At 67.6% G+C, this 13779-nt stretch carries 14 protein-coding genes; 6 read left to right on the plus strand and 8 right to left on the minus strand.

The annotated features are described in order from the left end of the window. Positions 1 to 76 precede the first annotated feature (76 nt). The 6 genes from HWX62_RS20295 to HWX62_RS20320 all read right to left on the minus strand — a co-directional run bounded on the left by HWX62_RS20295 (position 77) and on the right by HWX62_RS20320 (position 5721). Positions 77 to 1039 carry a cyclase family protein gene (locus HWX62_RS20295; protein ID WP_175932164.1) on the minus strand — a complete coding sequence of 321 codons (963 nt, stop codon included), beginning with the start codon at positions 1037 to 1039 and terminating at the stop codon, positions 77 to 79. Between the two features lie 20 nt (positions 1040 to 1059). Beyond that, positions 1060 to 2175, minus strand: a complete 1116-nt coding sequence (locus HWX62_RS20300; RefSeq protein WP_175932163.1) for an alkene reductase — start codon at positions 2173 to 2175, stop codon at positions 1060 to 1062. A gap of 69 nt (positions 2176 to 2244) precedes the next feature. Further along, positions 2245 to 3051: a 2,5-didehydrogluconate reductase DkgB gene (gene dkgB, locus HWX62_RS20305; protein ID WP_175932162.1), complete on the minus strand. Its 807-nt coding sequence runs from the start codon at positions 3049 to 3051 to the stop codon at positions 2245 to 2247. Between the two features lie 150 nt (positions 3052 to 3201). Then, on the minus strand, positions 3202 to 4152 hold the full coding sequence (locus tag HWX62_RS20310; protein WP_175932161.1) for an LLM class oxidoreductase: 951 nt from the start codon (positions 4150 to 4152) through the stop codon (positions 3202 to 3204). A gap of 13 nt (positions 4153 to 4165) precedes the next feature. After that, positions 4166 to 4489, minus strand: coding sequence for an adenylate cyclase (locus HWX62_RS20315; RefSeq protein ID WP_175932160.1), 324 nt, complete (start codon positions 4487 to 4489; stop codon positions 4166 to 4168). A 29-nt stretch (positions 4490 to 4518) separates the two neighbouring features. After that, a complete protein-coding gene (locus tag HWX62_RS20320; RefSeq protein ID WP_175932159.1) occupies positions 4519 to 5721 on the minus strand; it encodes an MFS transporter in 1203 nt (400 codons plus the stop codon). A gap of 101 nt (positions 5722 to 5822) precedes the next feature. On the opposite strand from HWX62_RS20320, the gene HWX62_RS20325 reads away from it, so the two are divergent. Then, on the plus strand, positions 5823 to 6764 hold the full coding sequence (locus tag HWX62_RS20325) for a LysR family transcriptional regulator (RefSeq protein WP_175932158.1): 942 nt from the start codon (positions 5823 to 5825) through the stop codon (positions 6762 to 6764). 70 nt (positions 6765 to 6834) lie between these two features. Here the strand turns inward: HWX62_RS20325 and zwf are convergent, their stop codons facing one another. Further along, positions 6835 to 8310, minus strand: coding sequence for a glucose-6-phosphate dehydrogenase (zwf, locus tag HWX62_RS20330; RefSeq protein WP_175932157.1), 1476 nt, complete (start codon positions 8308 to 8310; stop codon positions 6835 to 6837). Positions 8311 to 8509: 199 nt separating this feature from the next. Here zwf and HWX62_RS20335 point away from each other — a divergent pair, with 199 nt between their 5' ends. Then, complete coding sequence (locus tag HWX62_RS20335; RefSeq protein ID WP_175932156.1) at positions 8510 to 9088, plus strand: TetR/AcrR family transcriptional regulator; 579 nt, start codon at positions 8510 to 8512, stop codon at positions 9086 to 9088. Positions 9089 to 9241: 153 nt separating this feature from the next. Next, positions 9242 to 10117, plus strand: coding sequence for an SDR family NAD(P)-dependent oxidoreductase (locus tag HWX62_RS20340; RefSeq protein WP_175932155.1), 876 nt, complete (start codon positions 9242 to 9244; stop codon positions 10115 to 10117). Between the two features lie 112 nt (positions 10118 to 10229). On the opposite strand, the gene HWX62_RS20345 is transcribed toward HWX62_RS20340, so the two are convergent. Further along, the gene (locus HWX62_RS20345) at positions 10230 to 10940 is read right to left on the minus strand and encodes an IclR family transcriptional regulator (RefSeq protein ID WP_175932154.1); all 711 of its coding nucleotides are present in this window, start codon (positions 10938 to 10940) and stop codon (positions 10230 to 10232) included. A 165-nt stretch (positions 10941 to 11105) separates the two neighbouring features. Between HWX62_RS20345 and HWX62_RS20350 the strand changes: the two genes are divergently transcribed. Genes HWX62_RS20350 through HWX62_RS20360 form a run of 3 tightly spaced genes read left to right on the plus strand, consistent with a single transcriptional unit; the run spans position 11106 to position 13702 of the window. After that, complete coding sequence (locus HWX62_RS20350; RefSeq protein WP_175932153.1) at positions 11106 to 11804, plus strand: RraA family protein; 699 nt, start codon at positions 11106 to 11108, stop codon at positions 11802 to 11804. Next, entirely contained in the window at positions 11804 to 12751 is a 948-nt protein-coding gene (locus HWX62_RS20355) for a hydroxyacid dehydrogenase (protein ID WP_175932152.1), read from the plus strand. Before HWX62_RS20350 ends, HWX62_RS20355 begins: the two co-directional genes overlap by 1 nt. 21 nt (positions 12752 to 12772) lie before the next feature. Beyond that, a complete protein-coding gene (locus tag HWX62_RS20360) occupies positions 12773 to 13702 on the plus strand; it encodes an SMP-30/gluconolactonase/LRE family protein (protein WP_175932151.1) in 930 nt (309 codons plus the stop codon). The last annotated feature ends 77 nt before the right edge of the window (positions 13703 to 13779 follow it).

Consider the following 13779-nt stretch of genomic DNA (forward strand, 5'->3'; position numbering starts at 1 on the left):
CGATCGCCCAGGCTGCAATGCGGAAATGACAATCGCGGCGATAGTCGCCGCGATTGTCGAAGGCGCGGGCCCGCGATCAGCGGATCGCGACCGGGTTGATGTTGACCTGCGTGGAGCCGACGTACAGCGGCTGGCCGAGCACGAACAGGAATTCCCACGCGTGGTCGCGCACCAGCGCGCGGCTGTCGATCAGCTCCAGGTTGTAGATGCCGCGCTTCGCGAGCATGTACTGGTTGACCGGGAATTCGTCCGGCGTGTGCGGATTCGGATAGACCTCCGACGCCCACGTGTCGCCGCCGAACGCAACGATCCCCTGGTTGGCCAGCCACTTCGCCGCGTCCATGCCGATGCCGGGCTCGACTGCGAGGAACTGCTTGTCGTCCTTGCCGATCAGCTCCAGCCAGCCGGTGTTGAACAGCACGACGTCGCCCTTGCGCAGCGTCAGCCCCTGCTTCTTCAGCACGGCCTGGATGTCTGCGACCGTGAACTCGGTGCCGCCCGGCACGATCGGCTTGCCGTAGTGGGCGGTCATGTCGAGCACGACGCCGCGCGTGACGATCGGCGGCACCTTCTCGACGCCGAGCTTCTTCACGCCGTCGACGGTCACGAAATCGGCCGCCCGGTTGCCGTTGTAGTACACGTTGTCGATGCCGATGTGGCCGATGCCGTTCAACTGCGTGCCGACGCCGGTCCACGCGTTGACGAGTTCGTCGTTGAACGTGAACTTGTTCGGGCCGAGGCTCTTGCCGGCCTGCTGGCCGACCTGCACGTTGTACAGCCGAAAGCTGCGATGGCGGAACGCCGGCAGGTTCTTGTCCACCGGCACGGCCAGCGGGTAGGTCTTGCCGGCCTTCACGAGGCCGACCGCCTGCTTGACGACGTCGGGCGTCAGCAGGTTGGCCGCGCCGATTTCGTCATCGGCGCCGTAGACGGACGGATACCAGCCGGCTGCCGCGGCGGACGGGGCCGCGTGGGCCGCTTGCGCGGCCGCGAACGGCAGGATCGCGGCGAGCGCGAGCCGGGCGAGCGTTGCTTTCATTACGGATTCCTTCGGTTCGATTACGCTGCGGCTTGCGCGAGCGTCGGGTAGTCGGTCAGGCCGCGAGCGCCGCCGCCAAACAGCGTGTTGCGATCGTGCGGCGCGAGCGCGGCGCCGGTACGCAGCCGTTCGGGCAGGTCGGGGTTCGCGACGAACGGGCGGCCGAAGGCGACGAGGTCGGCCCAGCCGGCGGCGATCGCTTCGCGGGCGCGTTCGGCGGTGTACGCGCCGGCATAGATCAGCACGCCCGGGAACGCGGCGCGCAGCTGTTGCTTGAAGGCGACCGGCATCAGCGGCGCGTCGTCCCAGTCGGCTTCCGCGATGTGCAGGTAGCCGACGCCGAGTTCGCCGAGCAGCTTCGCGGCGGCGAGGTAGGTCGTCTCCGGATCGTCGTCGACGCAGCCGTTCAGCGTGGTCAGCGGCGCGAGACGGATGCCGACGCGCGACGCGTCGCCGGTCCCTTCGATCAGCGCCTGCGTCACTTCGCGCAGGAAGCGCAGCCGGTTCTCCAGCGAGCCGCCGTATTCGTCGGTACGCGTGTTCGCGTTCGAGTCGATGAACTGGTTCACGAGGTAGCCGTTCGCGCCGTGCAGCTCGACGCCGTCGAAGCCGGCTTCGATCGCACGACGGGCGGCGGCGCGGTACTGGTCGACGATCTCGCGGATCTCGTCGACGGACAGCGCGCGCGGCTCGGACGCCTGCACGAAGCCCGGCGTGCTGCCGTCCTCGCCGGCGACGAACACGTTCACGCCCTTCGCCTGGATCGGCGACGACGATACCGGTTGCTGACCGCCGAGCAGGCTCGTGTGGCTCAGCCGGCCGACGTGCCACAACTGCGCGAACATGCGGCCGTGCGCGGCATGGACGGCGTCCGTTACCTTGCGCCAGCCGGCGACCTGCGACGGCGTGTGGATGCCGGGCGTCCACGCGTAGCCCTTGCCGAGCGGCGCGATGTAGGTGCCTTCGCTGACGATCAGGCCCGCGCTCGCGCGCTGCGCGTAGTACGCGGCCATCAGTTCGTTGGCTTCGTCGCCGGGCTGGCTCGCGCGCGAGCGCGTCATCGGCGGCATCACGATGCGGTTCGGCAGCGTCAGCGCGCCGAGTCGCAGCGGTTGGAAAAGCGGATCCTGGGTCATGGTGGTGTCCTTGCGGTGCCGCGGCCGGCGGGCCGCGGGCGGGTCATATCGGATCAGGGCGGGGCGCGCTCAGTCCCACTTCGGCGCGAGGCCGGCCGGATCGACTTCGCGGCCGTTGCGTTCGAGCGCGGCGATCTGCGCCATGTCTTCGTCGGTCAGGCGCAGCGTCTGCGCGAGCAGGTTGCTCGCGAGGTTCTCGCGCTTGGTCGACGACGGGATCACCGAGTAGCCGAGCTGCAGCGCCCACGCGAGCGCGACTTGCGCCGGCGTCGCGTCGTGACGTTGCGCGATCGCGCCGATCACGGGGTCGCCGAGCACCTTGCCGTACGCGAGCGTCATGTACGACGTCACGTGGATGCCTTCGGCATTCAGGAACTCGACCAGCTTGCGGTTCTGCAGGTACGGGCTCAGTTCGATCTGGTTCGTCGCGATCGCGTCCTTGCCGACGGCCGCGATCGCTTCCTTCGTCAGTGCGATGTTGAAGTTCGAGATGCCGATCCGGCGCGTGAGGCCCTTCGCCTTCGCATCGGCCAGCGCGGTCATGAACGCGTCGATCGACACGCCGTTGCCCGGGGCCGGCCAGTGGATCAGCGTCAGGTCGACACAGTCGGTGCGCAGCTTGCGCAGACTTTCCTCGAGGCTGGCCGCCAGTTTTTCCGGCGCGTAGTTGTCGACCCAGATCTTCGTCGTGAGGAACAGGTCGTCGCGGCGCACGCCCGATGCGGCGATCGCTTCGCCGACTTCGGCTTCGTTGCCGTAGATCTGCGCGGTGTCGATCGCGCGGTAGCCGACTTCGAGGCCGTTGCGGACCGAGTCGATGACGACCTGGCCTTGCAGCCGGAACGTGCCGAGGCCGAATGCGGGAATCTTGCTCATCATGTGCTCTTGAAAAAGGTGGAACGGTTGCGGTATGGAAGTCATTCTGGCGCCTGATACTGATGAAATAAACGCCTTTAGATGACAAAAATATTTGATTTGAAATCAAATATCGAGCGCGCCGCGGCCATGTGCGGGCCGTATCCGGCCTTATGCGACGCGCGCCTGCGGATGCGTTTTCGGATGGAACGCGGGCAGCACGTCCGACGCGATCTCGGCCATCGTCTCGTCGAGCGGCCGCCGGTTGCGGCGGAAATGCAGGCCGATGTGCTGCACGCCGGCGTCGCGCATCGCCGCGAGTTCTTCGGTCAGCGCGATGCGCCCCGCGCGGGCGCCGAAGCGGTGCGGCTGCAGCGGTTCGTGCGGATCTTCCGCGAGGTCGAGGTGGATGAAGCTCACGTACGGCTTGTTGCCGGCCACCGCACGCCAGTTCGCGGCGCGCTGCACGTGGTCGGCCGGCGTGCCCGGATAAGCCAGGCAGCCGTCCATGTGCTCGCCGATCCACGCGGGTGTCTGCTGAGCGAGACCCGCGACGAGCAGCGGCACCGGCGAGCGGGCGGCGGGCAGCACGTCCAGGCCGGGCGGCAGATGCCCGCGCGCGCCGTCGCGCAGCAGCGCGACCTGGTCGCGGAAATTCGCGCCGCGCGATGCGAAGTCGCGACCGAACAGCGGATATTCGACCGGCCGGTCGCCGCTCGCGACGCCGAGCAGCAGGCGCCCGCCGCTCAGTTCCTGGATCGTCGCCGCCGATTTCAGCGTCAGCAGCGGTTCGCGCAGCGGCAGCACGACGGCGGCCGTGCCGAGCAGGATGTCGCGCGTGATCCCCGCGAGGTAGCCGAGATACGAGAACGTCTCGAATACCTGCGCGGCATCGCCGAACGACGGGTCGTACACCGGCACGTCGCGCACCCAGAGCGCGCGAAAGCCGAGCGTGTCGGCCAGTTGCGCGAGCTCCGCGTGGATTTCCAGGTCGGGCACGCCGGCGTGGCGGCCGTCGCGCCGGCGCTTCGCATCGCCGGACGCGGTCCAGTCGTTGTCGAGCGGCAGTTCGACGCCGACGCTGAAGCCGCCGTCGACGAGTCTGTCGAGTGAAGAGGACATGGCCGGGCTCCGTTCAGGCCGCGCGCAGGCTGCCTTCGAGCCTGTAGAAATCGAGCGATGCCGCGGTGAAGAACGTGCGCGACGTGCCGGCGGCGAAATCGTCGATATGCACGACGGTGGCGCGATCGGCTTCCTGCCACGAGATCGCGTAGGTCTCGCCGGCGACGCGCTGCCACGTGTATTCGACTTCGCCCTTCGCGCCCGCGTACGGGCCTTCGGTGATCTCGTAGCGCATGTGAAGGCCGTCCTCGTCGTACGCGTTGAGCGCGGTGAGGCCGTCGTAACGGACTTCGAAAGTCTTGCCGGCGAACGGCGGACGTTGGGTCGATGCGTTCATGCTGGTGGCTCCTGTAAAAAAGGTGACGTTCAATGTGCGAGTTCGACGGGTTCGGCCGTACGTTCCGGCAGCCCGTGGCGGCGGTCGAGACAGCCGCTCAGCGCGGTGAGCGCGAATGCGCCGAGCGTGACGACGGCGGCGATCCACGGCGTGTGGCCGAGGCCGACGTTCGCGACGATCAGCCCGCCGAGCGACGAGCCGCCGGCCACGCCGAGGTTGAAGGCGGCGATGTTGAAGCCCGACGCGACGTCGGTGGCGTCCGGCGCGAAGTGGCGCGCCTGCTTGACGACGTACACCTGCAGCCCGGGCACGTTGCCGAACGCCACGGCGCCCCACGCGAGCATCGTCAGCACCGCGAGCCATTTCACGTGGATCGTGAAGGTCAGCGCGAGCAGCACGATCGCGAGCAGCAGGAAGATCCGCTTGAGCGCCTGCACGGGGCCGACGGCGTCCGCGAGCTTGCCGCCCCACACGTTGCCGACCGCGACCGATACGCCGTAGCCGACGAGCACGAGGCTGACCTGCGACGGCGTGAAGCCGGCGATCTGTTCGAGCAGCGGCGCCATGTACGTGAACGCGATCAGCGAGCCGCCGTAACCGACCGCCGTCATCGCGTAGACGAGCAGCAGGCGCGGCTGGGCCAGCACGCGCAGCTGGCGGGCGAGCGGCGCCGGCGGCGTCTGCGGCAGCCCGCGCGGCACGAAGGCGACCGCGCCGAGGAACGCGACGAGGCCGAACAGCGCGACGATCAGGAACGTCGCGCGCCAGCCGAAGTGCTGGCCGATGAAGGTGCCGAGCGGAATGCCGGCCACGAACGCGACGGTCATGCCGCTGAACATCGTCGCGATCGCGCTGGCGGCCTTGTCCTTCGGCACGAGCGTGGTCGCGATGATCGAGCCGACCGAGAAGAACACGCCGTGCGCGAGGCCGGTGAGGATGCGCGCGACGATCAGCGATTCGTAGCCCGGCGCCTGCCACGCGACGAGGTTGCCGACGGTGAAGAGCGCCATCAGCCCGGCGAGCAGCGTCTTGCGCGGCACGCGGCCGGTGAGCGCGGTGAGGAGCGGCGCGCCGATGGCGACGCTCAGCGCATACAGGCTGACGAGCAGGCCGGCGGACGGCAGGCTGACGCCGAGGTCGGCGCCGATCGTCGGGATCAGCCCGACGATCACGAATTCGGTGGTGCCGATGGCAAAGGCGCTGATGGTCAGCGCAAGCAACGCGAGTGGCATGACGGGATCCGGGTTTCAGTAGGAATGGATCGCAGTGTGCCGCCTTTACTTTTGCTGAAAAACTCGTCTATAAACCAAATTGTTTTGATTTCAGATCAACAATGAAGACCACCCTAGACGAACTCCAGGCCTTTATCGCCGTGGTCGATACCGGTTCGATCACCGCCGCCGCCCAGCAGCTCGACCTCACCGTGTCGGCGACGAGCCGCACGCTCGCGCGGCTCGAGGAAAAGCTGAAGACCACGCTGCTGCGCCGGACCACGCGCCGGCTCGAGTTGACCGAGGAAGGGCGCGCCTTCCTGCAGGACGCGCGCGCGATCGTCGAATCGGTCGAGAGCGCGGAAGAGCAGATGCTCGCGCGGCGCGAGATGCCGTCCGGGCGACTGCGCGTCGACGCCGCGACGCCGTTCATGCTGCACGTGATCGTGCCGCTCGTGCGCGGCTACCGCGAACGCTTCCCGAAGGTCGAGCTGGAACTGAACAGCAACGAGGGCATCACCGACTTGCTGGAGCGGCGCACCGACGTGGCGATCCGGATCGGCCGGCTGAAGGATTCGACGCTGCACAGCCGGCGGATCGGCAACAGCCGCGTGCGCATGCTCGCGAGCCCCGCCTACATCGAAGCGCATGGCCAGCCGCGCAAGGTCGAGGATCTCGCGAAGCACACGCTGCTCGGCTTCACGCAGCCCGAATCGTTGAACGTATGGCCGATCCTCGGCGCGGACGGCGAAGCGTGCCGCATCGAGCCGGACGTGTATTCGTCGAGCGGCGAAACGCTGCGGCAGCTTGCACTGGAGGGCACGGGCGTCGTCTGCCTGTCCGATTTCGTGACCGCGCGCGATCGCGAGGCCGGGCGGCTCGCGCAGGTGCTCGCGCGCCAGACGCTCGACGTCCAGCAGCCGATTCACGCGGTGTACTACCGGAACACCGCGATCTCGTCGCGGATCGCGTCGTTCGTCGACTACCTGATCGAGGTGTTGGGCGGCGGCAGCGGCGGCGACGCGCAGGCGCGGCGCAAGGCCGCGTGGATGGTGCCGCAGTAGCGGCGCGGGGCGGGCGGCGCTGCCCGTCGGGAGCGGGCGTGCCGCGCGGCGGCACGCCGTCGTGCTGCGCTTACGCCTCTTCGGCCCACGACATGCCGTCGCGCGCGAGCAGCGCCGACGAAGCCGCGGGCCCGAACGTGCCGGACGTGTACAGGCGAGGCCGGTCGCCGAGCTGCTTCCAGCCGTCGAGGATCGGCTCGACCCACGACCAGGCGGCTTCGAGCTCGTCGCGGCGCATGAAGTGCGTGAGGCGGCCGCGGATCACGTCGATCAGCAGCCGTTCGTACGCTTCCGCGCGCCGTTCCGGAATCGCCTGCTGCAGGTCGAGGTTCAGGCTCACGGGCACCATGTTCATCCCGCTGCCCGGCTCCTTCGCGAGCATCTGCAGCTGGATCGACTCTTCCGGCTGGAGCTGGATCACGAGGCGGTTGCCGTAATTGCGCGGGCCGGTCGGGATGATCGAGAACGGCATGTCCGCGAACTCGATCACGATTTCCGACTGGCGGCGCTGCAGCCGCTTGCCGGTGCGCAGGAAGAACGGCACGTTCGCCCAGCGCCAGTTGTTGATGTACGCACGCAGCGCGACGAAGGTTTCCGCGCGGCTGTCCGCCGGCACGTTGTCTTCCTCGAGATAGCCCTTGACCGGCTGGCCGTCCACCGCGCCGGCCGTGTACTGGCCGCGCACCGTGTCGCGCGCGACGTCCGACAGCGACATCGGCCGCAGCGAGCGCAGCACCTTCAGCTTCTCGTCGCGCACCGCGTCCGGGTCGAGCGACACGGGCGGCTCCATCGCGACGATGCACAGCAGTTGCAGCAGGTGGTTCTGCACCATGTCGCGCAGCGCGCCCGTATGGTCGTAGAAGCCCGCGCGGCTGCCGACGCCGACCGTTTCCGCCACCGTGATCTGCACGCTGCGGATGTTCGGCGCCTGCCACAGCGGCCCGAAGATCGGGTTGCCGAAGCGCAGCACCATCAGGTTCTGCACGGTTTCCTTGCCGAGATAGTGGTCGATCCGGTAGATCTGCGATTCCTCGAAGTGCTTGCCGACCGCATCGTTGATCGCCTTCGCGGACGCGAGATCGTGGCCCAGCGGCTTTTCGAGGACGACGCGCGAGTGCGCGTCGACGAGGTGCGCGGCCGCCAGGTTGTCGCAGATCGTCGTGAACAGCTCCGGCGACGTCGACAGGTAGAACACGCGGATCGCCTCGCTGCGCGCCGCTTCGGCGAGCCGCCGGTAGTCGTCCGGCGCGTTCACGTCGATCAGCACGTACTTGAACAGGTCGAGGAAGCGGCTCCATGCGTCGGCGTCGAACGCCTTCTCGTCGATGAACGGGCGCGACTGCTCGTCCATGAACTTGCGATAGCCGTCGATGCCCCAGTCGCGGCGGCCGACGGCGATGATGCGCGTCTCGGGAGGGAGATTGCGGTGCAGGTGCGCCATGTACAGCGCGGGCAACAGCTTGCGGGCGGCCAGGTCGCCACCGCCGCCGAAAATGATCATGTCGACGGGCCGGTCGGCCGCGGTCTGGGAAGGCTGATTCGTCATGGGAGGTTCGCGGTTTGAAACGGTGAACGTGGAACGAACGTCGAGGGCATCGGGCGCCGGATGGCCGGCGCCGGTACGGCAAAACGCAATAGTGCACCGTTTTGATGGATTGCGTATGCGTTCCCCGGATGTAACAGGGCTTGCATTCCCGATGACGGCTCGATTATGATTGAGTGCTCACTCATTAAAGGAATCGAACGTGGCCCGACCGCGCAGTCCCGACAAGCACGAAGCCATCCTCGCCGCGGCCGCGCGCGCGCTCGCCGAGGACGGCGCGAGCGCGACTACCGCGCGCATCGCGCGGCTCGCGGGCGTCGCGGAAGGCACGGTGTTCACGTACTTCGAGACCAAGGACGCGTTGCTGAACGCGCTGTACCTGAGCCTGAAGGCTGAGCTGCGCGAAGCGATGATGACCGGATTTCCCGAGCACGCGCCGGCCGAGCAGGCGGTGCGGCATGCGTGGAACGGCTATGTGTCGTGGGGCGTCGCGAATCCGGACGGGCGGCGCGCGTTGCAGCAGCTCGGCGTGAGCGGGCGCATCGACGACGCCCATCGCGCGGCCGGCGCCGAAGGCTTCGGCGGGATCGGCACGCTGTTGCGCGAGCAGGTCGCCGCGTCGGGCGCGCTGAACCGCGACGAAGCGCATGCGTTCTGCTCGGCGTTGTTCACGTCGATCGCGGAAACCGCGATGGAGTCGATCGCACGCGATCCGGCCCAGGCCGATGCGTACCGGGAAGCCGGGTTTCGGGCGTTGTGGGCGGTGTTGCACGCGGTGTGAGTCAAGGATTGGCGTCGTGGCGGCGCGTGCCGCCACGACAGGCAAGGCGTTTCAGGCAGGGCGATGCCGGTCACGAAGGATCGACGCATCGTTCATATTAATGAGTGAGTAATCATTCATTTTAATCGTTTCACCACGATCAAGGAGTGGAAAATGTCGAAAGTCTGGTTGGTAACGGGGGCCGCACGCGGCCTGGGCCGAGCGATTTCGGAAGCGGTGCTGGCCGCGGGCGACCGGCTGGTGGCCGGCGCGCGCGATCCGGCGCGACTGGCCGATCTGGCCGAACGGTACGGCGACCGGCTGCTGCCGGTCGAACTCGACGTCACCGACGAAGCGGCGGCTGCACAGGCCGTCGCGGCGGCACGCGCGGCGTTCGGCCGCATCGACGTGCTGGTGAACAACGCGGGCTACGGCCACACGGCGCCGTTCGAGCAGATGGGCGCCGACGTGTTCCGCGACCAGATCGAAACGAACCTGTTCGGCGTGATCAACCTCACGCGAGCCGTATTGCCGACGATGCGCGCGCAGCGCGCGGGGCACATTTTCCAGGTGTCGTCGGTCGGCGGGCGCACGGCGACGCCCGGGTTGTCCGCGTATCAGGCCGCGAAATGGGCGGTCGGCGGATTCAGCGACGTGCTCGCGAAGGAAGTCGCGCCGTTCGGCGTGCGCGTGTGCACGCTCGAACCGGGCGGGATGCGGACCGACTGGGCCGCGCAGGCGAAGCGCGGCCTCGACGACCTGCTGCCCGACTATCAACCGTCGGTCGGCAAGATCCTCGAGCTGCTCGGTGCATATGGCGGCCAAGAGATCGGCGACCCCGCACGGATCGCGGCGCTGATCGTCGACCTGTCGCGCCGCGACGACGTGCCGATGCGCTTGCTGCTCGGCGGCGATGCGCTGTTCGTCTGCGAGCAGGCGGAGCGGCAGCGTGCGGAAGAGGCGGCGCGGTGGCGGGACGCAACACTCTCGACGCAGTTTCCGGATGCGAAGCTGCCGGACGGGCTGGAGGCGTTGAAGGCGATCGAGTAACGGCGGCCGTGGATCGGTTCCGCTCAGGTCGACCGGACGGCTTGACGACCGATGGCGCCCGGTTTCTCGGCGCCCAGGTCGTCGACCTGGGCCTCCTGCGTCAAAGCGGCGATCAGGCGCCGTAGACGTGCTCGCAGAGCGCGACACTCGCCCCCAGCTTGCGCGATAGATCGGCGGCTGCATCCAGTTGCGGCCGATCCAGCTCGCCCGTCTCGTGCGCGACGCTGAGGCGAGACGCAGGACCGGACAGCGTCAGCGCCGCCATGAACTTGTCGCCGGCGCCGAAGATCGGCACCGCGAACGCCGCCGTGTGCACATCGCGTGCACCCGCGGTGAAGAGGGGCAGCGCAGGCGGCTTGTCGTAGATCGGTTCGTCGAGCCCCCAGAACCGGATCACGTGACTGATGGCCGTGTCGTCGAGGGGCAGCATCGTCCCCGCGAGCCGCGTTTCACGGAGACCTTCGGACGGCTCGGCGCGAAACAGGCAAAGCCGCTGCCCGTTGTCGTGCACGTAGTACGATGCGCTTTCCTTCGTCAGCGCGGCCAGCGCATGCAGCGCCGGTTCGACCACCGTGGACAGGTGGAACGACTGCTCGTACAGCTTGCCGAGGTACAGCACGCGATGTCCGAGCGAATAGTTGCCGGATTGCGCGCGCACGACATAGCCCATTCGCTCGAGCGAATTCATCAGCCGATAGACCGTCGTCTTGTGCATGCCGGATGCCTGCGACAGCATCGCGAGCGATTGCGATTCGGCGCCCGGCTTGAAGCAGTCCAGCAACGAAAGCGCCTTTTCCACGGCGACCACGCCGTCATTTCCCATTCGTTCTCTCCCGTCGGTACACCACGGGAATTGTACAGAGTAAAACGCCGGTTTACCACGTAAAAGGGTAAACGCCAGTGCCATGGTGCCCGTTCTCTGGTTATAGTGATTTCACTACGTACACCAATGTTGTACAGAGTACAACGCATAACCCGAGGTCGAGTCATGAGCAAGCCATTCGTCAGCACTTCTCCGATCAATCGCGACATCGAGCGCGTGCCGCCCGAACTCGTTCGGGCCGCCGCGCGCTATCAGGCGGCGATTCTGGCCGATGTCGCCGGCCGCCGCGGCACGGTGCATGGCCGCGTGCGGCCGCTGTCGCCGAAGATGAAGGTCGCGGGACCCGCGGTCACGGTCGAAGTCCGTGCGGGCGACAACCTGGCGATCCATGCGGCGCTCGCCGTCGCGCAGCCGGGCGACGTCGTCGTGGTCGACGGCAAGGGCGACATCTCGTGCGCGCTGCTCGGCGAAATCATGGCGGCGCAGGCGAAGGCGAGCGGCATCGCCGGCATCGTCATCGACGGCGCGGTGCGCGATGCGCACGAGCTGGCGAACGGCGACTATCCGATCTTCGCGGCCGGCCTCAATCCGTGCGGCCCGACCAAAAGCGTCGCGGGGCGCGTGAATGCGCCGATCTCGCTGGGCGGCACGACGGTCAATCCGGGCGATCTGGTGGTCGGCGACGCCGATGGCGTCGTCGTCATTGCGCGCGCCGACGTCGCGCGCATCGTCGATCTCGCGCAGAAAAAGCTCGACGTCGAAACCGCGCGTATCGCAGCGATCCACAAGGGTGACCTTCGTCCGGGCTGGATCGAGAAGGAGTTGCGCGCAGCCGGCATGCTGGCCGAAGGCGAGGCGCTGTGATGCAGACCGCTTCGCACAAGCCCGTGGTGCTCGTGACCGCCGCCGACCTTGCGCCGCAAGCGCTCGAGATGCTTGCGCAGTTCGACGTCGTGTTCGCCGGCAAGCAACCGACCGAAGACGACATCGTCGCGCTTTGCACCCGGCACAAGCCGGTCGCGATCGTCGTCCGGTACGGCAAGATCAACGCCCGCATCATGGACGCCGCCGAAAACCTGCAGGTGATTTCGAAGCACGGCAGCGGCATCGACGTGATCGATCAGGATGCTGCCGCCGCACGCGGCATCGCGGTGCGCGCCGCGGTAGGCGCGAACGCGGCGGCCGTCGCCGAGCACGCATGGGCGCTGCTGCTCGCCTGTGCGAAGTCGGTTCCGCAGCTCGATATCCGCATGCGCGAAGGCCATTGGGACAAGTCGACGCACAAATCCGTCGAGCTCGACGGGCGCACGCTCGGCCTCGTCGGCCTCGGCGCGATCGGCCGGCGCGTGGCCGCGATCGGCACGGCGTTCGGCATGAAGGTAGTCGCGTTCGATCCGTTCGCGAAGGACGCGCCCGCCGGCGTGAAGCGGGTGCCGCTCGACACGCTGTACGCGGAGTCGGACGTCGTGTCGCTGCATTGTCCGTTGACGGCCGACAACCGCCGGATGCTCGACCGTGCCGCGCTCGCGCGTTTCAAGCGCGGCGCGATTCTCGTCAATACCGCCCGGGGCGGCTTGATCGACGAAGCCGCACTTGTCGACGCGCTGGCGAGCGGCCAGTTGCGCGCGGCCGGGCTCGACAGCTTCGACGTCGAGCCGATGACGGTGCCGCACCCGTTCCAGCAGATCCCCAACGTGATTCTGTCTCCGCATGTCGGCGGCGTGAGCGATGCCGCGTACGTGAACATGGGGAAAGGCGCGGCCGCCAACATTCTCGCGGTGCTCGACGAACGCGCGCACAGCGCGGCTTGAATCCAGAACATCGAGGTACGCATGTTTTATCTGACGAGTCCCGACGTGCGCGAAGCCGATGTGTTCACGCGCATGCCGGAGAAGTTCCGGAAGCCGGATGTGCGCACGGAATGGGCGCGCGCGAATCGCGGCGGCATGGTCACCGATTCCTTTCTCGAAGGGCCGGTGTGGGATCCGGACGGCTATCTGTTCGTCACCGACATTCCGCACGGACGCATCTTCCGTATTTCGCCGTCGGGCGACTGGGAACTCGTCGTCGAATACGACGGCGAGCCCAACGGGATGAAGCGCTTCGACGCATCGCACCTGATCATCACCGACTACCGGAACGGCCTGATGCTGCTCGATATCGAGCGCGGTGAAGTGCGTCCTTATCTCGAGCGCCGCAACACCGAGCGCTTCAAGGGCGTGAACGACCTGACGTTCGATTCGGCCGGCAACCTCTATTTCACCGACCAGGGACAGACCGGGCTGCACGATCCGACGGGCCGCGTCTATCGGCTGTCGCCCGGCGGCAAGCTCGACATGCTGCTCGGCACCTGCCCGAGCCCGAACGGGCTCGTCCTGTCGCGCGACGAGAAGGTGCTGTTCGTCGCGATGACGCGCGGCAATGCCGTGTGGCGCATGCCGCTGCAGGCCGACGGATCGGTTACCAAAGTCAGCCAGTTCTTCACGTCGTACGGACCGAGCGGCCCCGACGGCCTCGCCGTCGATCTCGAAGGCCGCCTGTTCGTCGCGAACCCGGGGCTCGGCCGCGTGTGGGTGCTCAACCACTGCGCGGAGCCCGTCGAGATCCTGACCGGGCCGAAAGGGGCGTCGCTCACGAGCGTGTGCTTCGGCGGCCCGGACATGAAGACGCTTTTCATCACCGAATCGACGTCCGGTTCCGTCCTGAAAGCGGAGATGAGCATTGCGGGTCCGCTGCCGAAACAGGTAGCGAAGCAGGACTGAGATCCACGAGCCGAGCCGGGACGCCGCTCGCGGGCTTCCCGCCCGCATGCAGAAAAATCGCGCCGTCAGCCGCGCGA

Origin of the sequence: Burkholderia sp. BCC0506 (genome assembly GCF_902833145.1) — a bacterium.
Lineage (GTDB): Bacteria > Pseudomonadota > Gammaproteobacteria > Burkholderiales > Burkholderiaceae > Burkholderia.